Origin of the sequence: Micromonospora arborensis (genome assembly GCF_003205615.1) — a bacterium.
GTDB classification, from domain to species: Bacteria; Actinomycetota; Actinomycetes; order Mycobacteriales; family Micromonosporaceae; genus Micromonospora; species Micromonospora arborensis.
The window spans coordinates 1-22,386 of sequence record NZ_PYBV01000033.1 but is presented as its reverse complement, the minus strand read 5'-3'; the positions used below and the strand labels follow the sequence as shown (position 1 = coordinate 22,386).

21 protein-coding genes are annotated in these 22,386 nt (G+C 72.2%); 2 read left to right on the top strand and 19 right to left on the bottom strand.

Annotated features, from left to right (window positions below; translation table 11 throughout):
* Window positions 1-159: 159 nt before the first annotated feature.
* From C7C45_RS24510 to pyrR, 14 genes are all read right to left on the bottom strand, one after another.
* Window positions 160-2,139, bottom strand: a complete 1,980-nt coding sequence (locus tag C7C45_RS24510) for a primosomal protein N' (protein WP_110566061.1) — start codon at window positions 2,137-2,139, stop codon at window positions 160-162.
* On the bottom strand, window positions 2,136-3,329 hold the full coding sequence (gene metK, locus C7C45_RS24505; protein WP_110566060.1) for a methionine adenosyltransferase: 1,194 nt from the start codon (window positions 3,327-3,329) through the stop codon (window positions 2,136-2,138). The genes C7C45_RS24510 and metK overlap by 4 nt, the downstream gene beginning before the upstream one ends.
* An 87-nt stretch (window positions 3,330-3,416) precedes the next feature.
* Complete coding sequence (gene coaBC, locus C7C45_RS24500) at window positions 3,417-4,625, bottom strand: bifunctional phosphopantothenoylcysteine decarboxylase/phosphopantothenate--cysteine ligase CoaBC (protein WP_110566059.1); 1,209 nt, start codon at window positions 4,623-4,625, stop codon at window positions 3,417-3,419.
* A 14-nt stretch (window positions 4,626-4,639) separates the two neighbouring features.
* Entirely contained in the window at window positions 4,640-4,903 is a 264-nt protein-coding gene (gene rpoZ, locus C7C45_RS24495; RefSeq protein WP_007075826.1) for a DNA-directed RNA polymerase subunit omega, read from the bottom strand.
* Window positions 4,904-4,967: 64 nt separating this feature from the next.
* Window positions 4,968-5,501, bottom strand: coding sequence for a nucleoside/nucleotide kinase family protein (locus C7C45_RS24490; RefSeq protein WP_110566058.1), 534 nt, complete (start codon window positions 5,499-5,501; stop codon window positions 4,968-4,970).
* Window positions 5,502-5,526: 25 nt separating this feature from the next.
* Window positions 5,527-5,844, bottom strand: coding sequence for an integration host factor, actinobacterial type (gene mihF, locus C7C45_RS24485; RefSeq protein WP_110566057.1), 318 nt, complete (start codon window positions 5,842-5,844; stop codon window positions 5,527-5,529).
* 178 nt (window positions 5,845-6,022) lie between these two features.
* The gene (gene pyrF / locus C7C45_RS24480) at window positions 6,023-6,859 is read right to left on the bottom strand and encodes an orotidine-5'-phosphate decarboxylase (RefSeq protein WP_110566056.1); all 837 of its coding nucleotides are present in this window, start codon (window positions 6,857-6,859) and stop codon (window positions 6,023-6,025) included.
* 72 nt (window positions 6,860-6,931) lie between these two features.
* Window positions 6,932-8,206, bottom strand: coding sequence for an adenosylmethionine--8-amino-7-oxononanoate transaminase (locus C7C45_RS24475; RefSeq protein ID WP_110566055.1), 1,275 nt, complete (start codon window positions 8,204-8,206; stop codon window positions 6,932-6,934).
* Window positions 8,207-8,525: 319 nt separating this feature from the next.
* Window positions 8,526-9,569 (bottom strand): quinone-dependent dihydroorotate dehydrogenase, encoded by a 1,044-nt coding sequence (locus tag C7C45_RS24470; RefSeq protein WP_110566108.1) that lies wholly within the window; start codon window positions 9,567-9,569, stop codon window positions 8,526-8,528.
* A gap of 130 nt (window positions 9,570-9,699) precedes the next feature.
* Complete coding sequence (carB, locus tag C7C45_RS24465) at window positions 9,700-13,047, bottom strand: carbamoyl-phosphate synthase large subunit (RefSeq protein ID WP_110566054.1); 3,348 nt, start codon at window positions 13,045-13,047, stop codon at window positions 9,700-9,702.
* Window positions 13,040-14,239 carry a glutamine-hydrolyzing carbamoyl-phosphate synthase small subunit gene (gene carA / locus C7C45_RS24460; protein ID WP_110566053.1) on the bottom strand — a complete coding sequence of 400 codons (1,200 nt, stop codon included), beginning with the start codon at window positions 14,237-14,239 and terminating at the stop codon, window positions 13,040-13,042. The genes carB and carA overlap by 8 nt, the downstream gene beginning before the upstream one ends.
* Window positions 14,236-15,513 carry a dihydroorotase gene (locus C7C45_RS24455; RefSeq protein WP_110566052.1) on the bottom strand — a complete coding sequence of 426 codons (1,278 nt, stop codon included), beginning with the start codon at window positions 15,511-15,513 and terminating at the stop codon, window positions 14,236-14,238. The genes carA and C7C45_RS24455 overlap by 4 nt, the downstream gene beginning before the upstream one ends.
* Window positions 15,510-16,436 carry an aspartate carbamoyltransferase catalytic subunit gene (locus C7C45_RS24450; protein WP_110566051.1) on the bottom strand — a complete coding sequence of 309 codons (927 nt, stop codon included), beginning with the start codon at window positions 16,434-16,436 and terminating at the stop codon, window positions 15,510-15,512. Before C7C45_RS24450 ends, C7C45_RS24455 begins: the two co-directional genes overlap by 4 nt.
* Window positions 16,433-17,017 (bottom strand): bifunctional pyr operon transcriptional regulator/uracil phosphoribosyltransferase PyrR, encoded by a 585-nt coding sequence (gene pyrR, locus C7C45_RS24445; RefSeq protein WP_110566050.1) that lies wholly within the window; start codon window positions 17,015-17,017, stop codon window positions 16,433-16,435. Before pyrR ends, C7C45_RS24450 begins: the two co-directional genes overlap by 4 nt.
* Before the next feature lie 288 nt (window positions 17,018-17,305).
* On the opposite strand from pyrR, the gene bldD reads away from it, so the two are divergent.
* Window positions 17,306-17,794, top strand: a complete 489-nt coding sequence (bldD, locus tag C7C45_RS24440; RefSeq protein ID WP_007458348.1) for a transcriptional regulator BldD — start codon at window positions 17,306-17,308, stop codon at window positions 17,792-17,794.
* A gap of 106 nt (window positions 17,795-17,900) precedes the next feature.
* Here the strand turns inward: bldD and nusB are convergent, their stop codons facing one another.
* The 5 genes from nusB to C7C45_RS24415 are packed head-to-tail and all read right to left on the bottom strand — an operon-like array spanning window position 17,901 to window position 21,489.
* A complete protein-coding gene (gene nusB / locus C7C45_RS24435) occupies window positions 17,901-18,311 on the bottom strand; it encodes a transcription antitermination factor NusB (protein ID WP_208641306.1) in 411 nt (136 codons plus the stop codon).
* A 23-nt stretch (window positions 18,312-18,334) separates the two neighbouring features.
* The gene (efp, locus tag C7C45_RS24430; protein ID WP_007458344.1) at window positions 18,335-18,892 is read right to left on the bottom strand and encodes an elongation factor P; all 558 of its coding nucleotides are present in this window, start codon (window positions 18,890-18,892) and stop codon (window positions 18,335-18,337) included.
* A gap of 44 nt (window positions 18,893-18,936) precedes the next feature.
* Entirely contained in the window at window positions 18,937-19,404 is a 468-nt protein-coding gene (gene aroQ, locus C7C45_RS24425) for a type II 3-dehydroquinate dehydratase (RefSeq protein WP_110566048.1), read from the bottom strand.
* A complete protein-coding gene (gene aroB, locus C7C45_RS24420; protein ID WP_110566047.1) occupies window positions 19,401-20,480 on the bottom strand; it encodes a 3-dehydroquinate synthase in 1,080 nt (359 codons plus the stop codon). Before aroB ends, aroQ begins: the two co-directional genes overlap by 4 nt.
* A gap of 10 nt (window positions 20,481-20,490) precedes the next feature.
* The gene (locus C7C45_RS24415) at window positions 20,491-21,489 is read right to left on the bottom strand and encodes a helix-turn-helix transcriptional regulator (RefSeq protein ID WP_110566046.1); all 999 of its coding nucleotides are present in this window, start codon (window positions 21,487-21,489) and stop codon (window positions 20,491-20,493) included.
* A 79-nt stretch (window positions 21,490-21,568) separates the two neighbouring features.
* On the opposite strand from C7C45_RS24415, the gene C7C45_RS24410 reads away from it, so the two are divergent.
* On the top strand, window positions 21,569-22,297 hold the full coding sequence (locus tag C7C45_RS24410) for an alpha/beta fold hydrolase (RefSeq protein WP_110566045.1): 729 nt from the start codon (window positions 21,569-21,571) through the stop codon (window positions 22,295-22,297).
* Window positions 22,298-22,386: the final 89 nt, after the last annotated feature.

Genomic DNA, 22,386 nt, shown 5'->3' with positions numbered 1-22,386 from the left:
GACCTGGAGCCGTCGTACGCCTCGGCATGACGGGCGATGCTACCACTCCGACGCCACCGCCCTGCCGGACGCGGTGTGCGGGAGCCACCCCCGGGACCGGGCCCGCCGACCTCGACACCTGCGAAAACAGGGGCCTGCCGGCGTCGGCCCCCGGGGGAGTCAGAACAGGCTCAGTGGGTCGACCTGGAGACGAACCGGGTCGGCGGCCTTGCGGGCGGCGCGAGCGCCGGCGGCGGAGTGCAGCGCCTCGGCGAGCGCGGCGGCCCGGGCCCGGGGCACCCGGACCAGCATCCGCTCCCGCCCCTCGTCGGCCGGCACCGGCCCGAGCACCTCGGCGTCGGCCGGCAGCCGGGCCGCGGCGAGCAGGTCCGCCACCGCCTCGGCCGCGCCGGTGACGCTCGCCATCCGGACGGCCGGGGGGAAACCCAGCTCCCGGCGCTCGGCCAACTCCCGGCCGGCGAACCAGGCGGCGTCCCAGCGCAGCAGCGCCTGCACCGGGGCGAGCGCGCCGTCGGCGACCACCACCACCCGTCCGGTCGGCGCCGGGCGGGCCAGGGCCGCCGCCGCCGTCCAGCGGCGCAGCGCCTCCTCGCCGGCACGCAGGTCGGCCCGGGTCAGCAGGGCCCACGAGTCGAGCAGCAGCACCGCGCCGTAGCCACCCTCGGCGACCGGCTCGGCGCCGGGCGTGGTCACCACCAGGGCCGCGCCGCCGGGCACCTCGGTCAGCACCTCCTCGCGGCCCGAGGTGCGTACCGGCACGCCGGGGAACGCCCGGCCCAGCTCCTCGGCGGTCCGCCGGGCGCCGGTCACCGCGGCCCGCAGCCGCCGCCCCCCACACTCCGGGCAGGCGTACGCGGCGGCCACCCGCGCGCACCACCGGCAGGCCGGGGTGCCGCCGGCCGACGGCAGTGCGAGCGGGCCGGCACAGTGCGCGCAGCGGGCCGGGGTGCGGCACTCGGCGCAGGAGATCGACGGCAGGTAGCCGCGTCGGGGCACCTGCACCAGCACCGGCAGGTCGGCTCGGATGGCGTCGCGGGCGGCCGTCCAGGCCAGGCTCGGCAGCCGGGCGGTGGCGGCCCCGGGGTCACGCGCCAGTTGCGGGTCGTCGCCGGTCGGCGCGATGGCCGGAATCCGGGCCCGCACGGTCGCCCGTTCGGCGACCACCTCCCGGGCCCAGCCGGTCTCCAGCAGCAGCTGCGCCTCGGCGGTGCGGGCGTACCCGCCGACCAGCGCGCCGGCCTCGGCGAGCTGGACGCGGGTGAGCAGCACGTCGCGGGCGTGCGGGTAGGGGGATCGGGGCTCGGAGTGCAGGTCGTCACCGTCGTCCCAGATGGCGACGAGGCCGAGCCGGTCCACCGGTGCGAACATCGCCGCCCGGGTGCCGATCACCACCGGCACCTGCCCGCGGCGGGCGGCGAGGAACGCCCGGTAGCGCCGGGCCGGCCCGAGCGCGGCGGAGAGGCTGACGTGCCGCCCCGGGCCGAGCACGCCGGTGAGGGCGGCGTCCAGCCGGTCGAGGTCGCGGGCGTCGGGCACCACGACCACCGCGCCACGGCCGCCGGCGACGGTGGCGGCCACCGCGTCGGCGTAGCGGGCCGCCCAGTCCTCGCCGGGCAGCGCCGACCAGACCGCGCGGGGCGCCCGGCCGTCGGTGAGCGCGCGCAGCAACGCCGGGCCCGTCGAGTAGTCCCGCCACCCGCGGGGGTCGACCGCCTCGGCCGCCTCGGCGGCCACCGGGGTGGGCTGCTCGTCGCGGGGCTCCTTCTCCACCCGCGCGTGCCGGGGCGGCACGGCGAGCCGGAGCACGTCGGCGAGGCTGCCCGCGTACCGGTCGGCGACCGCGCGGGCCAGCCGGGCGACCTCGGGCGACAGCACGGGCTCCGGCGAGACGACCTTCTCCAGGTACGCGAGGCGGCCGGTGTGCCCGGAGTCGTCGGCGCGGGACAACAGCCATCCGTCGACGAGTTGCCCGGCGAAGCGCACCTTCACCCGGGTGCCGGGCACCGCGACGTCGTCCAGTTCCGCCGGCACCAGGTAGTCGAACGGCCGGTCCAGATGCGCCAGTCCGACGTCCACGCAGACGCGCGCGACCGGCGACCCGTCCGCGGGTCGCCGGTCGCTACGCCTGGTGGCGGTCAGGCTCCCGCGGCCGACTTGAGGTCGGCGGCCCGGTCGGTGTTCTCCCAGGTCAGATCCGGCAGCTCCCGGCCGAAGTGGCCGTACGCGGCGGTCTGCTGGTAGATCGGGCGGAGCAGGTTGAGGTCCCGGATGATGGCGGCCGGACGCAGGTCGAACACCTCGGCGACGGCCTTCTCGATCGAGGTGACCGGCACGGTCTCGGTGCCGAACGTCTCGATGAACAGGCTCACCGGGTGCGCCTTGCCGATGGCGTAGGCGACCTGCGCCTCACACCGCTCGGCCAGACCGGCGGCGACCACGTTCTTGGCCACCCAGCGCATCGCGTACGCGGCCGAACGGTCCACCTTGGACGGATCCTTGCCGGAGAACGCGCCACCGCCGTGGCGGGCGTACCCGCCGTACGTGTCGACGATGATCTTGCGGCCGGTCAGCCCGGCGTCACCCATCGGGCCGCCGATCTCGAACCGGCCGGTCGGGTTCACCAGCAGCCGGTAGCCGTCGGTGTCCAGACCGAGGCTCTCCAGCTCCGGCGCGATCACGTGGTCGCGCACGTCCGGGGTGAGCAGCGAGTCGAGCGAGATGTCCGCTGCGTGCTGGCTGGACACGACCACGGTGTTCAGCCGGACCGGGCGCAGCCCTTCGTACTCGATGGTGACCTGGGTCTTGCCGTCCGGCCGCAGGTAGGGGATCGTGCCGTCCTTGCGTACGGCGGCGAGGCGGCGGGACAGCCGGTGGGCGAGGGCGATCGGCAGCGGCATCAGCTCGGGGGTCTCCGAGCAGGCGAAGCCGAACATCATGCCCTGGTCGCCGGCGCCCTGCGCGTCCAGCGCGCTCTCCGACGCACCGGTCCGCAACTCGAAGGCGTTGTCCACACCCTGCGCGATGTCCTCGGACTGCGCGCCGATGGAGACGCTGACCCCGCAGGAGGCGCCGTCGAAGCCCTTCTTCGACGAGTCGTAGCCGATGTCGAGGATGGTCCGGCGGACGATCGTCGGGATGTCGGCGTACGCCTTGGTGGTCACCTCACCGGCGATGTGCACCTGGCCGGTGGTGATCATGGTTTCCACCGCCACGCGGCTGTGCGGATCCTCAGCCAACAACGCGTCGAGGATGCCATCGCTGATCTGGTCGGCGATCTTGTCCGGGTGGCCTTCCGTGACCGATTCGGACGTGAAGAGGCGGCGTGTCACGGCACTCCTAAGCGTGTGAGGTCGTTCCGCGGCAGTCTAATCACCACTGCGGCCGGTGTAGGGACCGGTCGCGCTCTGTTCCACCCGTCAGGAGCGGACGGGCAACCGCGCCACGACGAGATCCCAGACGGTATCGGCCACGGCTTCCTTGGACTGCTCGGGGAGTCGACTGACCGAGCCGTCCGCGCCGATGACCGTCACCGTGTTGGTGTCGGCGCCGAAGACCAGGTCGGGACCGACCTCGTTGATGACGATCAGGTCGGCCCGCTTCCGGGCGAGTTTCGCTCGGCCGTTGGCCTCGGCGTCACCGGTCTCGGCGGCGAACACCACGAGCAGTTGCTCCGGTCGTTTGCGCTGGCCGAGCTCCGCCGCGATGTCCGGGTTCGTGACGAGCTCGATGGTGGGCGCGACACCATCGTCCGACTTCTTGATTTTGCCAGGCGCGTACGTCGCCGGGCGGAAATCGGCCGGAGCCGCCGCCATCACCACCGCGTCGGCCTCGACGGCGGCCTTCAGCGTCGCCTCCCGCAGCTCGGCGGTGGTGCCCACCCGGATCAGGTCGACACCGGCGGGGTCGGCGAGGGAGACGTTGGCCGCGACCAGGGTGACCCGGGCGCCCCGGGCGACCGCCGCGCGGGCGAACGCGTAACCCTGCTTGCCCGAGGAGCGGTTGCCGAGGAAGCGGACCGGGTCCAGGGGTTCCCGGGTGCCGCCGGCGGTGACGACCACCCGGCGGCCGGCCAGGTCGGCGGGGGCGGAGTCGCCCCGGGCCAGGACCCGACGGGCGACGGCGAAGATCTCCGCCGGGTCGGGTAGCCGGCCCTTGCCGGTGTCGACGCCGGTGAGCCGCCCGACGGCCGGCTCGATGACCCGGACGCCCCGGGCGCGCAGCGTGGCGACGTTGGCCACGGTGGCCGGGTGCTCCCACATCTCGGTGTGCATGGCCGGGGCCAGCAGCACCGGGCAGCGGGCGGTCAGCAGGGTGTTGGTCAGCAGGTCGTCGGCGAGCCCGTGCGCGGCCTTGGCGAGCAGGTCGGTGGTGGTCGGCGCGACCACCACCAGGTCGGCCTGCTGACCGAGCCGGACGTGCGGCACCTCGTGGACGTCGGTCCAGACGTCGTCGGCGACCGGCTGGCCGGAGAGCGCTGCCCAGGTCGGCGCTCCGACGAACCGGAGCGCCGACGCGGTCGGCACGACCCGAACCCGGTGACCCGATTCGGTGAAGAGTCGCAGCAGCTCACACGCCTTGTAGGCGGCGATGCCGCCGCCTACCCCGAGGACGATCGAGGCGGACATCGGCCGGCGAGGGCTTACGGCTGGTCGGTCGGCTCGGCGGTGAGCAGGCCCGCGTTGATCTCACGCATGGCGATGGAGAGGGGCTTCTCCTGCGGGGTGGTCTCGACGAGCGGGCCGACGTACTCCAGCAGACCCTCACCGAGCTGGCTGTAGTAGGCGTTGACCTGCCGCGCGCGCTTGGCGGCGAAGATGACCAGCGCGTACTTCGACGTCGTCTTCTCGAGGAGCTCGTCGATCGGCGGGTTGGTGATGCCTTCGGGGTTGGCGATGGATCCCACGAATTAACCTCTGCGTCTTTCGAGCCGCGCGGACGCGGTGCTGAGTCTCAACGGCGGCCGGCCGTCAGCCGCGCACGCGCGGCCGGGCCGGATCCGGATAAGAAGAACCGAGTAAGCCTACCAGCTCGTTGACCACCCGTTCGGTGAGGTCATGGGTCAGCGTGTGCTCGAAGGCCGCCGACATGGCGGCGTCGGGTTCGTAGCCGGGTGGGCTCAGCAGCACCAGCCGCGAATCGGGCAGACGCGCCCGGATCAGTGGGGCGCCGGGCAGGTCGAGTGGGAGCAGCACCGGCTGCCCGGCGTCGAGCCGGGCGCGCAGCGGTGGGTACGGAGTGCCCCGGTGGTACCTGCCGATCCGGGACCACTCCAGCAGCTCGCCGAGGGCGAGCCGACGATCGAACTCGGCGGGGGCGAGGAAGACCCGGTCATCCCCGTCGATCTCCGTCTCCCGGCGCGGCCGGGTGGTTGCCGGCACCGGGATCCACACGGACGGAGAACGCGCCCGGACTAGCTCGACGACACTCTCCCTGCCGGAACCCGAAGGTCCAGCCAGGACAGTGAGCCGAGCCGCCGGGCGCGCCTCGTCATCCGTGCTCACTGCTTGTTTCTACACGCTGCCAGGTTCAGTTGGCGGCGAACTCTCCAAGCAGTGCCTTGCGCTGCTGCTCGCCGAGGCCACGCAGGCGACGGCTGTCGGCGATCTTGAGCTTCTCCATGATCTGGGTAGCCCGGATCTTGCCGATACCCGGCATGGCCTGCAGGACGGCCAAAACCTTGAGCTTGCCAACGACGTCGTCGCTCTCGGCGCGCTCGAGGACGGCGCCGAGGGTGGTCTTGCCCTGCTTGAGCTGCTCCTTCAGCTGAGCACGGGCCTTGCGGATCTCCGCGGCCTTCTCGAGCGCGGCAGCGCGTTGTTCGGGGGTCAGTGACGGGAGCGGCACCAGTTCTCCTCAGGTCCCTATCGCGGCGGGCGGGGCGCACCGCCGCATCTGTGAAACGTGGTGTCGCTGTGAACCAAGGGGTCCATGGTTCCCAGCGCGGGGAAAACTAGCGGCCAACGGAGCTTTCGGCAACGTGGGGGCCGCATGATCACCGTAGAGTGACCGACCCGTCAGTCAGTCACCGGGCAGGCAGGACGGCCCGACAGTCGACCAACACGCGGTCCGCGGCGGCCCGCAGGGCGGCGACATCGGGGCCGGCGGAGAGCACTTCCCGGGAGTACGACGGGAGCACCGAGGCGAGGCTCGAACCGAAGACGGTACGCAGATCGGCGGCACCGGCACCCTGTGCGCCGAGCCCCGGAGCGAGCAGTGGGCCCCCCACGCCGGAGAGGTCGTGACCGGTTTCGCCGATGGTCGCGCCGACCACCAGACCGAAGCTCCCGAGCGGAGTCGCACCCCTGTTGAGCTGGGAAATCTCGTCGATCACGGTTTGCGCCACGGTGCGGCCGTCGGCCGTGCGGGCCCGCTGCACAGCCGCGCCCTCGGGGTTGGAGGTGAGGGCCAGCACGAAGACCCCACCGCCGTGCTCGGCGGCCAGCTCGAACATCGGCGCCAGCGAACCGACCCCGAGGTAGGGGCTCGCGGTGACCGCGTCGACATACAGCGGGCTGGATGGATCAAGGTACGCGGAGGCGTACGCGCTCACCGTCGAGCCGATGTCGCCGCGTTTGACGTCGAGGAGAACGAGCGAGCCGGCATCCCGCAACTGTCGGATAGTTGACTCAAGAACGGCCACACCTCGGGATCCGAATCGCTCGAAAAAGGCCGACTGAGGCTTCACCACCGCAACCCGGTCACCGAGGGCTTCCACGACGGTCCGGCTGAACCGCTCGAGCCCCTGGACGTCGTCCGTGAGGCCCCAGCGGGCCAGCAGACCGGGATGCGGGTCGATGCCCACACAGAGCGGCCCGCGCTCGGTGATCGCCCGGTGCAGCCGGGTACCGAAGCTGTCCATCGGAGTGTTCCCCTCTCGTCGTCCGGGCGGCAGCCCCGCCCGGGTAACCGTCGACCCGGCGACCGGGACGACTCAGCCGGCCGCCACCGCCGCCGCCACCCCGGCCGCGATCCGGGCCAGGTCGGTGTCGTCGGTGACGTACGGCGGCATCGTGTAGATCAGGTCGCGGAACGGGCGCAGCCACACCCCCTGCTCGACCGCGGCCACGGTGGCCGCCCCGAGGTCGACCTCGTGATCGAGCTGGACCACCCCGATCGCGCCGAGCACCCGCACGTCGGCCACCCCCGGCATGCCGCGCAGGGGCTCCAGGCCGGCGCTCAGGCCCGCGCCGACCCTGGCCACCTGGGCCGACCAGTCCCCGGCCCGCAGCAGCCCGATGGAGGCGTTGGCCACCGCGCAGGCCAACGGGTTGCCCATGAACGTGGGCCCGTGCGCCAGCACACCGCTGGCGGAGATGCCCCGGGCGACCTCCGGGGTGCAGAGCGTCGCCGCGAGCGTCAGGTAGCCCCCGGTGAGCGCCTTGCCCACGCACAGCACGTCCGGCGTCACCCCGGCGTGCTCGGCGGCGAACATCGCACCGGTACGGCCGAACCCGGTGGCGATCTCGTCGAAGATCAACAACACCCCGTGCGCGCGGGTCACCTCGCGCAGCACCCGCAGGTACCCGGGATGGTGGAAACGCATTCCGCCAGCGCCCTGGACGACCGGCTCGACGATCACCGCGGCCAGTTCGTCGGCGTACCGCTCGACGGTGTCCACCAACGCCGCCACGTACGCGTCGTCGGGCGGGTCGGTGAAGCCACCCGGTGGGACCGGTGCGAAGACCTGCCGGGGCAGCACGTCGCCCCAGAGGTGGTGCATCCCACCCTCCGGGTCGCAGACGCTCATCGGGTGGAACGTGTCGCCGTGGTAACCGCCCCGCCAGGTCGCCAACCGCCGCCGCTGCGGCCGCCCGACGGCCCGCTGGTACTGCAGGCACATCTTCACCGCCACCTCGACGCTGACCGAGCCGGAGTCGGCCAGGAACACGTGTTCCAGGCCATCCGGGGTCAGCTCGACCAGGGTCCGGGCGAGCTGCACGGCGGGCTCGTGGGTGAGCCCACCGAACATCACGTGGCTCATCCGGCCGAGCTGGTCGGTCACCGCCGCGTCCAGCACCGGGTGTCGGTACCCGTGGATCGCCGCCCACCAGGACGACATCCCGTCCACCAACTCCCGCCCGTCGGCCAACCGCAACCGCACCCCCTCGGCGCTCTGCACCACGTACGGCGGGTTCGTCGGCGGCAGCGCGGCGTACGGATGCCAGACGTGGGCCCGGTCGGCGGCCAGGATCTCCTCGGGTGTCATGTGCGCTCCCTCCAGGTGCGAACGGGCCGGACCGTGCCCCCGGCCCACCGGGTGGACGCGCCTCGGCCAGAGGGCACGGCGCAACCAGCCGGCAAGGCCCGACCGACACGTAGTGCGCCGCCGGACCGGTCACTGCTCGGCGTCCTTTGCTCTGCTTCACCGGAGGCAACACCTGGTGTCCGGATACCGGACGCCGACTGTTGCCTGGGTTGAAGCAGAGCAAAGGCAGCAGGGGATACCTCGGCAGGCCACCGGACAGGCACGGCACACAATGTGGTGACGCCCTCGGACTCGGCAACCGACCCGGACAGCCGGCCGGTCACCGGCCGGCGACCGGATCCGGTGCCACCGCTGTGGTCGTCGCGCGGGCGGCGGCGCGGACCAGGGCCGGGCCCCGGTAGATGAAGCCGGTGTAGAGCTGCACCAGGGCGGCGCCGGCATCGAACATCCGCGCCGCGTCGTCCGGGTCGAGCACCCCGCCGACGCCGATGATCGGTAGCTGGCCGCCGGTCTCCCGGTGTACGAAGTCGACCACCTCCCGAGCCCGCCCGGTCAGCGGTCGACCGGAGAGACCACCGGCCTGGGCGCCACGCTCGGCGTCCACCGTGGCCAGCCCGGTACGGGCCAACGTGGTGTTGGTGGCGATCACCCCGGCGGCACCCCGGGCCAGGCAGACCTCCAGCAGTTCGGCGATCGCCGCCTCGGTCAGATCTGGTGCGATCTTGACCAGCACCGGCTTCTCCCCCACCAGCGCGCCGAGCAGCGCGTCCAGGTGCGAGCGGTCCTGCAACGAGCGCAGCCCCGGGGTGTTCGGTGAGGACACGTTCACCGCGAAGTAGTCGCCGTGCCCGCGAAGCGCCCGGTACGAGGCGAGGTAGTCCTCGACCGCCTCGTCGAGCGGGGTCACCTTGGACTTGCCCAGCGAGATGCCCAGCGGCACCCCGAGCGGGCGCGGCAGCGCCGCCAGCCGGGCCGCCAGCGCGGCGGCCCCGGCGTTGTTGAAGCCCATCCGGTTGACCACGGCCTCGCTGGCCGGCAGGCGGAACAGCCGCGGCCGGGGGTTGCCCGGCTGGGCGTGCGCGGTGACCGTGCCGACCTCGACGAAACCGAAGCCGAGCGCGGGCCACGCCGGCAGCGCCGCGCCGTCCTTGTCCATGCCCGCGGCCAGGCCGACCGGGTTGGGGAACCGCACACCGAACACCGTGCGCGGCGCGCTGACCGCGTACCGGGCCCGCAGCGCCGCGAGCGCCACCGGCCGCCGAGAAAGAGCGGTCAACCGCCCCAGCGTCCACTCGTGCGCCGCCTCAGCGTCCCTACCCCCCACTCGGAACAACAAAGGCCGAACAACCCGCTCAAACATCAACCCACCCACCCGCTGTCTCCCCCTCCATCACGCCCCAGACCCGCCCTGGTCCCCGTTGATCATGAGGTTATTGCCGCGACACGCCGACGTGGCGGGCGACAACCTCATGATCAACGAGGTTGGGGCGGGGTCAGTGGGCGGCCCGGAGGGTTCGGTGCAGGTCCTGCAGGGGGCGTACCTGCATGTCGCCACGGATCCGCGCCTCGATGCCCATGACCGCCGCCGCCGCGCCGGGGACGGTGGTGATGCAGGGGATGTCCGCGGTGACCGCCGCGCTGCGGATCTCGTAGCCGTCGGAGCGGGCGCTGGCGCCCGAACCCTGCGGCGTGTTGATCACCAGCGCCACGTGGCCGCCGCCGATCAGCGACACCGCGTCGTCGCCCTCACCGGCCTGGTAGTGCTTGCGGATCTGCTCGCAGGCGATCCCGTGCCGGCGCAACACCTCGGCCGTGCCGGTGGTCGCCACGATCTCGAAGCCCAGATCGGCCAACCGCTTGATCGGGAAGATCATGCCGCGCTTGTCGCGGTTGGCCACCGAAACGAAGATCTTCCCGGTGGTCGGCAACGAGCCGTACGCGGCCGACTGGCTCTTGGCGAAGGCGTGCCCGAAGTTGGTGTCGATCCCCATCACCTCGCCTGTCGACTTCATCTCCGGCCCGAGCAGCGAGTCGATTCCCTTGCCGGCGCGGGTCCGGAAACGCTTGAACGGCAGCACCGCCTCCTTGACCGCGACCGGCGCGTCGGCGGGCATCGTGCCCCCGTCCCCCGTCGCCGGCAACAGTCCCTCGGCACGCAGTTCGGCGATGCGCGCGCCGAGCGCGATCCGGGCCGCCGCCTTGGCCAGCGGCACCGCCGTCGCCTTGGAGACGAACGGAACGGTCCGCGATGCCCGCGGGTTGGCCTCCAGGACGTAGAGCACGTCGTCCTTGAGCGCGTACTGCACGTTGAGCAGGCCGCGGACGCCGACGCCACGGGCGATGGCCTCGGTGTAGCGGCGGACCTCGGCCAGGTGCGAGCCGGCGAGGGTGATCGGCGGCAGCGCGCAGGACGAGTCGCCGGAGTGGATGCCGGCTTCCTCGATGTGCTCCATCACCCCGCCGATGTAGACCTCACCGTCGGCGTCGCAGAGCGCGTCCACGTCGATCTCGATGGCGTCGTCGAGGAACCGGTCCACCAGCACGGGGTGATCCGGGGAGATGTCGGTGGCCCGACCGATGTAGTCGCGCAGCGTCGGGTCGTCGTAGACGATCTCCATGCCTCGCCCACCCAGCACGTACGACGGCCGGACCAGCACCGGGTAGCCGATCTCGTCGGCGATCGCCTTGGCCTCGTCGTAGGACGTGGCCATGCCGTGCGCCGGCGCGCGCAGCCCGGCCCGGGCCAGCACCGCGCCGAACGCGCCCCGCTCCTCGGCCAGGTGGATCGACTCCGGGGAGGTGCCGACCACCGGCACACCGGCGTTCTTGAGCCGCTGCGCCAACCCCAGCGGGGTCTGCCCACCGAGCTGCACGACCACCCCGACCACACCCGGCCCGCCGGCCGCCCGGCCGGACGAGTCCTCGGCGTGCCAGACCTCCAGGACGTCCTCGAAGGTCAACGGCTCGAAGTAGAGCCGGTCGGCGGTGTCGTAGTCGGTGGAGACCGTCTCCGGGTTGCAGTTGACCATGACCGTCTCGTAACCGGCCGTCCGCAGCGCCTGTACCGCGTGCACGCAGGAGTAGTCGAACTCGATGCCCTGCCCGATCCGGTTCGGGCCGGAGCCCAGGATCAGCACCTTCGGCCGGTCCGACGGCACGACCTCGGTCTCCAGGTCGTAGGTCGAGTAGTGGTACGGCGTCGTCGCCTCGAACTCGGCCGCGCAGGTGTCCACCGTCTTGTAGACCGGGCGCACGTCGAGGCGGTGCCGCAGGGTCCGCACACCGTCCTCGGCGGCCAGCTCCGGGCGCAGCGCGGCGAGCTGCCGGTCGGACAGGCCGGCCCGCTTGGCGCGGCGCAGCAGCTCCGCGTCGAGCACCGGCGCGTCCACGATCTCCGTACGCAGCTCGATCAGCGCGGCGATCTGGTCCAGGAACCACGGGTCGATGCCGCCGGAGGCCTCGGTGACCTCGGCGATCGACGCGCCGAGGCGCAGCGCCCGCTCGACGGTGTAGAGCCGGCCGTCGTGCGGGATCCGCAGCGCGGCGAGGGTGTCGGCGAGCGTCACGCCGGCCGGGTCGGGCACGGTCCAGAAACCAGAGGACTTGGTTTCCATCGAGCGCATCGCCTTGTTCAGCGCCTCGGTGAAGTTGCGCCCGAGGCTCATCGCCTCGCCCACCGACTTCATCGTGGTGGTCAGCTCCGGGTCCGCGCCGGGGAACTTCTCGAACGCGAACCGGGGGATCTTCACCACCACGTAGTCCAGACTCGGCTCGAACGCCGCCGGGGTCTTCAACGTGATGTCGTTGGGGATCTCGTCGAGGGTGTAGCCGATGGCGAGCTTCGCGGCGATCTTCGCGATCGGGAACCCGGTCGCCTTGGAGGCCAGCGCCGAGGAACGCGACACCCGGGGGTTCATCTCGATGACGACGATCCGGCCGTCGGTCGGGTTGACCGCGAACTGGATGTTGCAGCCGCCGGTGTCCACGCCGACCTCGCGCAGCACGGCGATGCCCAGGTCACGCAGGCGCTGGTACTCCCGGTCGGTGAGCGTCATGGCCGGGGCCACGGTGACGCTGTCGCCGGTGTGCACACCCATCGGGTCGATGTTCTCGATCGAGCAGACCACCACCACGTTGTCGTGCCGGTCGCGCATCAGCTCGAGCTCGTACTCCTTCCAACCGAGCACGCTCTCCTCGATGAGCACCTCGTGCACCGGGCTGGCGGACAGGCCGTCGCCGGCGATGCGGGCGAGGTCCTCCGGGGTGTGCGCCATGCCGGAGCCCAGGCCGCCCATGGTGAACGACGGCCGGATCACCACCGGAAGGCCCAGCTCGGCGACGGTCGCCTCGACCTCGTCCATCGAGTGGCAGACCCGGGAGCGGGGCACCAGCGCGGTCGGGTCGTCGACGCCCAGGCGGACACCGGCCTTCGCCACGATCTCCTTGAACAGCTGGCGGTCCTCACCGCGGTTGATCGCGTCGATGTTCGCGCCGATCAACTCCACGCCGTACTTCTCCAGGACGCCGTTCTCGTGCAGGGCGACCGCGGTGTTCAGCGCGGTCTGCCCGCCGAGGGTGGCCAGGATCGCGTCCGGGCGCTCCTTGGCGATGACCAGCTCGACGAACTCCGGGGTGATCGGCTCGACGTAGGTCGCGTCGGCGAACTCCGGGTCCGTCATGATCGTCGCCGGGTTGGAGTTGACCAGGCTGACCCGGATCCCCTCACTGCGCAGCACCCGGCACGCCTGGGTGCCGGAGTAGTCGAACTCGCAGGCCTGCCCGATGACGATCGGCCCGGAGCCGATCACCAGGATGTGCTTGAGATCGGTCCGCTTAGGCATTGCTGCGCCCCTTGCTGTGGGTCCGGCCCTCGATGAGATCGGCGAATCGGTCGAAGAGGTAGTCGGCATCGTGCGGGCCGGCCGCCGCCTCCGGGTGGTACTGCACGGTGAACGCGGGCGCGTCCACGGCCCGCAGCCCCTCGACCACGTTGTCATTGAGGCAGACGTGCGACACCCGCACGCCGCCGAAGTCGGTGTCGATCACCTGGTCGGGGACCACCGCGCCCGCACCCGCGCCGGGCACCTGCACGGCGCCGAGCCGCTGTTCGCGGCCCGACACGTCGACCGCGAAGCCGTGGTTGTGGCTGGTCACCTCGACCTTGCCGGTGGCCCGGTCGAGCACCGGCTGGTTGATCCCCCGGTGGCCGTAGCCCAGCTTGTAGGTGCCGAAGCCGAGCGCCCGGCCGAGGATCTGGCTGCCGAAGCAGATGCCGAACAGCGGCACCTCCCGCCGCAGCGCCTCCCGGGCCAGCGCCACCGGAGCGTCGGCGGTGCCCGGGTCGCCGGGCCCGGGCGACAGGAAGATCGCGTCGGCGCCGGTGGCGAGCAACTGCTCGATGCTCGACGAGGCCGGCAACACGTGGGTGGTCACCCCGCGGGTGGCGAGCCGGCGCGGAACGTTGCGCTTGATGCCCAGATCCAGTGCGGCCACGGTGAAGCGGTGCTCGCCGACGGCCTCGACGACGTACGGCTCGGCGGTGGTCACCTCGGCGGACAGGTCCGCGCCCACCATCTGCGGGGACTGGCGGACCCGGGCCAGCAGGCTCTGCGGGTCGTTGTCGATGCTGGAGATGCCCACCCGCATGGCGCCCCGCTCGCGCAGGTGCCGGGTCAACGCCCGGGTGTCCACCCCGCTGATGCCCACCACACCCTCGGTGGCGAGACGGTCCTCCAGACCGCCGGTGGCCCGCCAGTTCGAGCCGATCCGGGCCGGGTCGCGCACGACATAGCCAGCCACCCAGATCCGGCTGGACTCGTCGTCCTCACCGTTGACGCCGGTGTTGCCGATGTGCGGCGCGGTCTGCACCACCACCTGCCGGTGGTAGGACGGGTCGGTCAGGGTCTCCTGGTAGCCGGTCATGCCGGTGTTGAAGACCGCCTCGCCGAAGGTCTCCCCGACACTGCCGTACGCCTCACCGGGGAACGTGCGCCCGTCCTCGAGCACGAGGATCGCGGGCCTGCGCTTGGTCACTTGATGGCCTTTCCGTCCAGGACCGTCGGCTCGCCACGCAGGAAGGTCGCCACGATGCGACCCGGCAGCGTCATGCGGGCGTACGGGGTGTTGCGACTGCGACTGGCCAACTCCGCCGGCTCGATGGTGCGGCGGGCGGCCGGGTCGATCAGGGTCAGGTTTGCCGGCACACCGGGCGCCGGGTCGACGCCGTGCCCGGTGAGGCCGGCGATCCGGGCCGGGGTGCGCGACATCCGCTCGGCGATCAGATCCCACTGCGGGCCGAGCACGTCCAGCGCGATGGAGAGGGCCGTCTCCAGGCCGAGCATCCCCGGCCGGGCGTACGCCCACTCGCACTCCTTGTCCTCCACGGCGTGCGGGGCGTGGTCGGTGGCGATCACGTCGACCACACCGTCGGCGAGCGCGGCCCGCAGCGCGGTGATGTCGGCGGCCGTACGCAGCGGCGGGTTGACCTTGAAGACCGGGTCGTAGGTCTCCGCACGCTCGTCGGTGAGTAGCAGGTGGTGCGGGGTGACCTCGGCGGTGACCCGTACGCCGCGCGCCTTCGCCTGCCGCAGCACCTCGACGCTGCCAGCGGTGGAGACGTGGCAGACGTGCAGTCGGCTGCCCACGTGCTCGGCGAGCAGCACGTCCCGGGCGATGATCGCCTCCTCGGCGACCGCCGGCCAGCCGATCAGCCCGAGCCGGGTGGAGACCTCACCCTCGTGCATCTGTGCGCCCTCGGTGAGCCGGGGCTCCTCGGCGTGCTGGGCGATGATCCCGTCGAACGCCTTCACGTACTCCAGGGCCCGGCGCATCAGCTTCGGGTCGGCGACACAGTGCCCGTCGTCGGAGAAGATCCGCACCCGGGCCGCCGAGTCGGCCATCGCGCCCAGCTCGGCCAGACGCTCGCCGGCCAGCCCGACGGTGACCGCGCCGATCGGTTGCACGTCGACCAGGCCGGCCTCCCGGCCGAGCCGCCAGACCTGCTCGACCACGCCGGCGGTGTCCGCGACCGGGGAGGTGTTGGCCATCGCGCAGACCGCCGTGTAGCCGCCCAGCGCCGCCGCCCGGGAACCGGACTCGACGGTCTCGGCGTCCTCCCGACCGGGCTCGCGCAGGTGGGTGTGCAGGTCGACGAGGCCGGGCAGGGCGACCAGCCCGGTGCCGTCGACCACTGTGGCGTCCGGCGCGGACAGGCCGGGGCCGACCTCGGCGACCAGGCCGTCGCGGATCAGCAGGTCGGTCGGCGGGCCGCCGACGACACTCACGCTGGTGATCAGGTACGCGGTCACCGGTTGTTCCCTCCGAGCAGCAGATACAGGACGGCCATCCGCACGGAAACCCCGTTGGTGACCTGTTCGACGATGGTGGAGCGGGGCGAGTCGGCGACCTCGGGCGTGATCTCCATCCCCCGGTTCATCGGGCCGGGGTGCATGACGATCGCGTGCTCGGGCAGCCGGCGCATCCGTGGGCCGTCCAGCCCGTAGCGGCGGGCGTACTCGCGCGCGGAGGGGAAGTAGGAGTCGTTCATCCGCTCCCGCTGCACCCGCAGCATCATCACCACGTCGACTCCTGGCAGCACGGAGTCGAGGTCGTAGGAGACGTCGATGGCCGGCGCCAACGCGCCCGCGATGTCCACCGGGATGAGGGTCGGGGGCCCGACCAGGGTGACCTTGGCGCCGAGGGTGGAGAGCAGCAGCACGTTGGAGCGGGCGACCCGGGAGTGCAGCACGTCCCCGACCACCGCGACCGACAGGCCGGCGAGCCGACCCAGCCGGGCCCGCATGGTGTACGCGTCCAGCAGCGCCTGGGTGGGGTGCTCGTGGGTGCCGTCGCCGGCGTTGACGACCGACCCGTCGACCCAGTTGGCCAGCCGGTGCGGGGCGCCCGAGGCGGGGTGCCGGACGACGACCGCGTCGGCGCCCATGGCCTGCAGGGTCAGCGCGGTGTCCTTCAGGCTCTCGCCCTTGGTGACGCTGGAACCCTTCGCGGAAAAGTTGATCACGTCGGCGCTGAGCCGCTTCGCCGCCGCTTCGAAGGAGATCCGGGTGCGGGTGGAGTCCTCGTAGAAGAGGTTCACCACGGTCCGGCCGCGCAGCGCGGGCAGCTTCTTGATCTCCCGGCCGGCGACGGTGGCCATCTCGGCGGCGGTGTCCAGGATCTCGGTGGCGGTGTCGGCGTCGAGGTCCGCGCCGGAGAGCAAATGCTTGATCATGAAGGACTACCCCCGTACAGCCGGACCTCGTCGACGCCGTCGGTCTCGGCGAGCGTCACCTTCACGCTCTCGGCGAGCGAGGTCGGAATGTTCTTGCCGACGTAGTCGGCGCGGATCGGCAGCTCCCGGTGGCCGCGGTCGACCAGGACGGCGAGCTGCACGGACGCCGGGCGGCCCACGTCGTTGAGCGCGTCGAGCGCGGCCCGGACGGTGCGGCCGGAGAAGAGCACGTCGTCGACGAGGATGACCCGCTTGCCGTCGATCCCGCCGGGCGGCAGCTCGGTCGGGCCCACGGCGCGGGTGCCCTGCCGACGCAGGTCGTCACGGTAGAGCGTGATGTCGAGCACACCGACGCCGACGGCGACGTCCTCGAAGGTGCTGATCCGGGCGGCGAGCCGCCGGGCGAGGGGGGTCCCCCGAGTGGGAATCCCAAGAAGCACCGTGTCAGCGGCACCCTGGGTCTTCTCCAGGATCTGGTGGGCGATGCGGTCGACCACGCGTTGCACGTCGGCGCTGGCGAGGATCACCTTCACCGAGGGTTGTCGCGGTGGTGACGAGCGGGCAGCCGGTGGGTATGCCACGGCGGACCTCCTTCCCCGCCTCACGGGACGGGTCGTTAAAGGATGTCGGGCACCTCCGGCCGGACCGCGCAGCGGACCCGACCGAGGCTTCACGCCACGTTACCAGTGGTCACCGCGCCGATGGACGGCGGCTGCTGACCACCGGATCAGCCCCAGGAAATGGGGAAAACCTGCCGGACGCTCCCCAACGGTCGGGTCACGACCACTTGACCAGTTGTCGCATTCCCCGTACCGTCACGCTCCGTAGCGATCGACGGGAGAACCCCGAGCAGCACTGGGAGTGTCCGAATGCCCTCTGAATACGCCAAGTCTCTGGGCGCCCGCCTGCGCTCCATCCGCCAGCAGCAGGGTCTCTCCCTGCAGGGTGTGGAGGAGAAGTCGAATGGGCGGTGGAAGGCCGTGGTGGTCGGCTCGTACGAGCGTGGCGACCGGGCCGTGACGGTGTCCCGTCTGGCCGAGTTGGCCGAGTTCTACCGCGTCCCCGTCTCGGAGCTGCTGCCCGACGGCAGTGGTGTCCGTCACGAGCCCACCAGCAAGATTGTCCTGGACCTGGAGCGGCTCTACGACGAGGCCTCCGAGGACCTGGCCTACGTCGCCCGCTACGCCCGCGCCATCCAGCAGCAGCGCGGCGACTACAACGGCCGGGTGCTCTCCATCCGCGCCGACGACCTGCGGGCGCTCGCCATCGTCTACGACGCCTCGCCGTCGGGTCTGATCGAGCGGCTCACCGAGCACGGTGTGCTGGTGGCCGACCCCCGGGCGTTCTTCGCCTCCTGAACCATCGCTTGACCGAAAGGGCCCGTGCCATCCGGCACGGGCCCTTTTCGTTCGTGGCGCTGACACTGCGTTCGTGGCGCTGACGCCGGCTGGCGCTCGCGCTGACTCAGCGGGTGGCGTACTCGGCGATCCGGCCGAGCACCCCGTTGAGGAAGCGCGGCGAATCGTCGGTCGACATCTGCCGGGCCAACTCCACGGCCTCGCTGATCGCCACCGCGTCGTCGATCTCGTCGACGTAGAGCAACTCGTAGACGGCGATCCGGGCCAGATTCCGGTCGACGACCGGCATCCGCTCCAACGTCCAACCCTCGGCGTAGCTGGCGATCAGCTCGTCGATCCGGTCGAGGTGCTCGGCAACACCCTCGACGAGGCCCACCGCGTAGCCCAGGTGCTCCGGTCGGGGCTGCTCGATCCGCTGCACGTAGCCGGCGAGCACCTCCACCGGAGGCTTGTCCCGTAGGTCGGCCTCGTAGAGGACATCCAGCGCCCGCTTGCGCGCCTTGCGGCGCGCCGGCATCTGCTGCTTGGAACCCTCAGCCATCAGGCGCGGCCGAGGTAACGGCCGTCGCGGGTGTCGACCTTGATCTTCTCGCCGGTGGTGATGAACAGCGGCACCGGCACGGTGGCGCCGGTCTCCACGGTCGCCGGCTTGGTGCCGCCGGTCGAGCGGTCGCCCTGCAGGCCCGGCTCGGTGTAGGTGACCTCCAGCACGACGCTGGTGGGCAGCTCGATGTAGAGCGGCACACCCTCGTGCTGGGCGACGGTCGCCTCCGCCTCGGGCAGCAGGTAGTTGGCTGCCTCGCCGACGGTGCCACCGGGCACGGTGATCTGGTCGAAGGTCTCCAGATCCATGAAGACGAAGTCCTCGCCGTCGGCGTACAGGTACTGCATCGTGCGCTTGTCCACGGTCGCGGTTTCGACCTTGGTGCCCGCGTTGAAGGTCTTGTCGACCACCTTCCCGGACAACACGTTCTTCAGCGTGGTGCGCACGAAGGCACCACCCTTACCGGGCTTGACGTGCTGGAACTCGACGACGGCCCAGAGCTCGCCGTCAAGGTTGAGAACCAGGCCGTTTTTGAGGTCGTTGGTGGAGGCCATTTCCTGCCTTGATCATCAATTGGCGGACAGACCCTGCGAGTCTACTAGCTGCGTCGAATCGGGCGGTCCCCGCTCGGGGCGACCGCTGCGCGGGCGGCCAGGTGGTGCAGGGCGAGACGATAGCCGTCGATGCCGAGACCGCAGATCACCCCGGTCGCCACCGCCGACACCACCGAATGGTGCCGGAACTCCTCCCGGGCGTGGATGTTGGAGAGGTGCACCTCCACCAGCGGCCCCCGCAGCATGGCGCAGGCATCCCGCACGGCGTACGAGTAGTGCGACCAGGCGGCCGGGTTGAGCACCACCGCGGCACGCTCGTCAGCGGCGGCGTGCAGCCAGCCCAGCAGCTCGTGCTCGGCATCGGTCTGCCGGACCGTCACGTCCAACCCCAACTGCGCACCCGTGGACTCGCAGAGCGCGACCAGGTCGGCGTAGGTGGTCGCGCCGTACACGTCGGGCTCGCGGGTGCCCAGCCGGCCCAGGTTCGGCCCGTTCAACACGTACACCCTCATCGGGCACAGACCTCCTGGTAGGCGGCCTCCAGCAGCGCGTCGTCCGGGCCCTCCAGCATCGCCGGCCGGGCCAGCCCGTCGAGCACCACGAAGCGCAGCCGGGCGCCCCGGGCCTTCTTGTCCACCCGCATCGCCGCCAGCAGTCGCGGCCACGCCTCGGCCGGGTAGCTCACCGGCAGGCCGAGCGCGGTCAGGGTGACCCGGTGCCGCTCGGCGGTCGGGGCGTCCAGCCGGCCGGCGAGCCGGGCCAGCGCGGCCGCGTAGACCAGGCCGACGGCGACGGCGTGGCCGTGCCGCCAGCGGTAGCCCTCGTTCTGCTCGATCGCGTGGGCGAGGGTGTGCCCGTAGTTGAGCACCTCCCGAACGCCCGATTCGCGCAGGTCACCGGCGACGACGTCGGCCTTGACCCGGATCGCCCGCTCGATCAGCTCCCGTGTCGCCGGCCCGCGCGCGTCGGTGGCCGCCGCCGGGTCACGCTCGACGAGGTCCAGGATCGCCGGGTCGGCGATGAAACCGCACTTGACCACCTCGGCGAGACCGGCCGCCAGGTCGACCGCGGGCAGGCTGTCCAGGGTCGCCAGGTCGGCCAGCACACCGACCGGTGGGTGGAACGCGCCCACCAGGTTCTTGCCGGCGGCCGTGTTGATGCCCGTCTTGCCGCCCACGGCGGCATCCACCATGCCCAGCAGCGAGGTGGCCACCGGCACCCAGCGCACTCCCCGCAGCCAACAGGCCGCGACGAAGCCGGCCAGGTCGGTCACCGCGCCGCCGCCCACCCCGACCACCGCGTCGGTGCGGGTGAAGCCGGCCGCCCCGAGGCGATCCCAACAGGCGGCGGCCACGTCGATCTGTTTGCCCGACTCGGCGTCGGGCACCTCGATCGCCAGCGGTTCGACGCCGGCGGCGCGCAGTCGCTCGCCAACCGCGTCCGCGAGAGCCTTGAGCGGGGGCGCGTGCAACACCGCCGCCCGGGTCGCGCCGGGCAGCAGGCCGGGCAGCGCGCCCAGCAGGTCGCGTCCAACCAACACGTCGTACGGCCGCTCGCCGCCGACCGGAATCCGGGTCACGTCGTCCATCGCCGGCAGCCTAGTCCAGCGGGCGGCGCGGAGACGGCGTCTGCCCACCTGCTGGCCGGGCGGCCCATTCCGCCAGCAGGCGCGCGTGCTCGGCCACGGCGACACGCAGCGCGTCCGGGTGCCGCACGGTGAACGCGCAACCCAGCCCGGCGAGCAGCGCGGCCATCCCGGGCAGGCTCTCCGCCCGGGCCCGCAGCAACACTCCGGCGGTGGTGGCGGTCAACTCGGCCACGCTGGGCGGAACGCGGCGCTGGGCGGCGACCAGATCGGTCTCCAGCAGCACCTCGACCTCGTGCGTGTACGGCACGCCGGCCAGCGACCGGGTCACCCGGGCCACCGGGTCGAAGCCGTCCGGCACGGTGAAGGTCGCCGCGGCGGGCGTCACGGTGCCGATCCGGTCGAGCCGGAAGGTGCGGACCTCCCCGCGCCGGTGGTCGTGGCCGATGACGTACCAACGGCCGGCGTGGAAGACCAGCCCGTACGGGTCGAGCTCACGGTTCGACTGCTCCCCTCGCCAGGAGCGGTAGTCCAGCGCCACCCGCTGCCGGTGCCGGGCGGCCGCGGCCAGGGTGAGCAGGGTGCCGGACGCGGGCCCTCGCTCCGGCTCCCGGCGGCGCAGGGTGAAGCCGAGGTGCTCCTGCACGGCGGTCAGCCGGTCGGCGAGCGTCACCGGCAACACCCGGCGGATCTTGGCCAGCGCGGTGGCGGTGGCCGGCAGCTCGGTGGCCAGTCCGACCCGGTCGGCCACGACCAGGCCCAGCAGCACGGCCACCGCCTCGTCGTCGGTGAGCATCAGCGGCGGCAGCTTGTACCCGGGGTGCAGCCGGTAGCCGCCGTGTCGGCCCCGGTCGGCGATGACGGGGATGCCCAACTCGACCAGGGTGGCCGCGTACCGGCGCACGGTCCGCTCGTCCACGCCGAGCCGCCCGGCGAGTTCGACGGCCGTCGACCGGTGCCGGGCCTGCAGCAGCTCGAGCAGGGCCAGCACCCGGCCGGCGGGATGAGACACGGACCACTCCTCAAAACCGGGCGGATTCTGTCCGGTTTCGATCGTACGGTCATCCGGTAGCCGAGAGAAGGAGCGACAGATGGCGACGTTCGTGCTGGTTCCGGGTTTCTGGCTGGGTGCCTGGGCGTGGCGGGAGGTGACCGCGGCGCTGCGCGCGCAGGGGCACGAGGTGTACCCGATGACACTGACCGGGGTGGCCGAGCGCCACCACCTCGCCGGTCCGGAGGTCGGCCTGGACACGCACACCACCGACATCGTGCGACTGATCGAGGTCGAGGCCCTGCACGACGTGCTGCTGGTCGGTCACTCCGGCGGCGGGATGCCGGCCGCCCAGGCGGCGGACCGCATCCCGGACCGGATCGCCCGGATGATCTATGTGGAGAGTGGTCCCTTGCCGGACGGCGTCGCGCAGTTCGACACGATGCCGCCGGAGGAGCAGCAGCGGCTTCGCGCCGCGATCGGCACCGGGCACCTGCTGCCGCCGCCGGCCTGGGATCCGGCCGCCGACCCGACCAACCTGGCCGGCCTGGACGAGCCGACGCTGGCCCTGCTGCGTGCCCGAGCCACCCCGCACCCGCTGCGGGCGGCCACCGACCCGGTGCGGCGCACCGGCGGACGCCCGGTACCGACCGCGCTGGTCACCAGCACCTTCCCACTGGCGGTGGTGCGGCAGATGATCGGCGAGGAGCACCCGTTCTTCACCAGGTTGGCCGGTGGCGAGCTGTTCGAGCTGCCCACCGGGCACTGGCCGATGCTCAGCGAGCCGAAGGCCCTAACCGACATCCTCGACGCCGCCGCCCGAGGCTGAGGACCACCCCGTTGCGCCGATCTTGCACTTCCGGTTGCCGAGATGCGGGGAATGCCCCCTACGTCGGGGCAGCAAGTGCAAGACGCTTC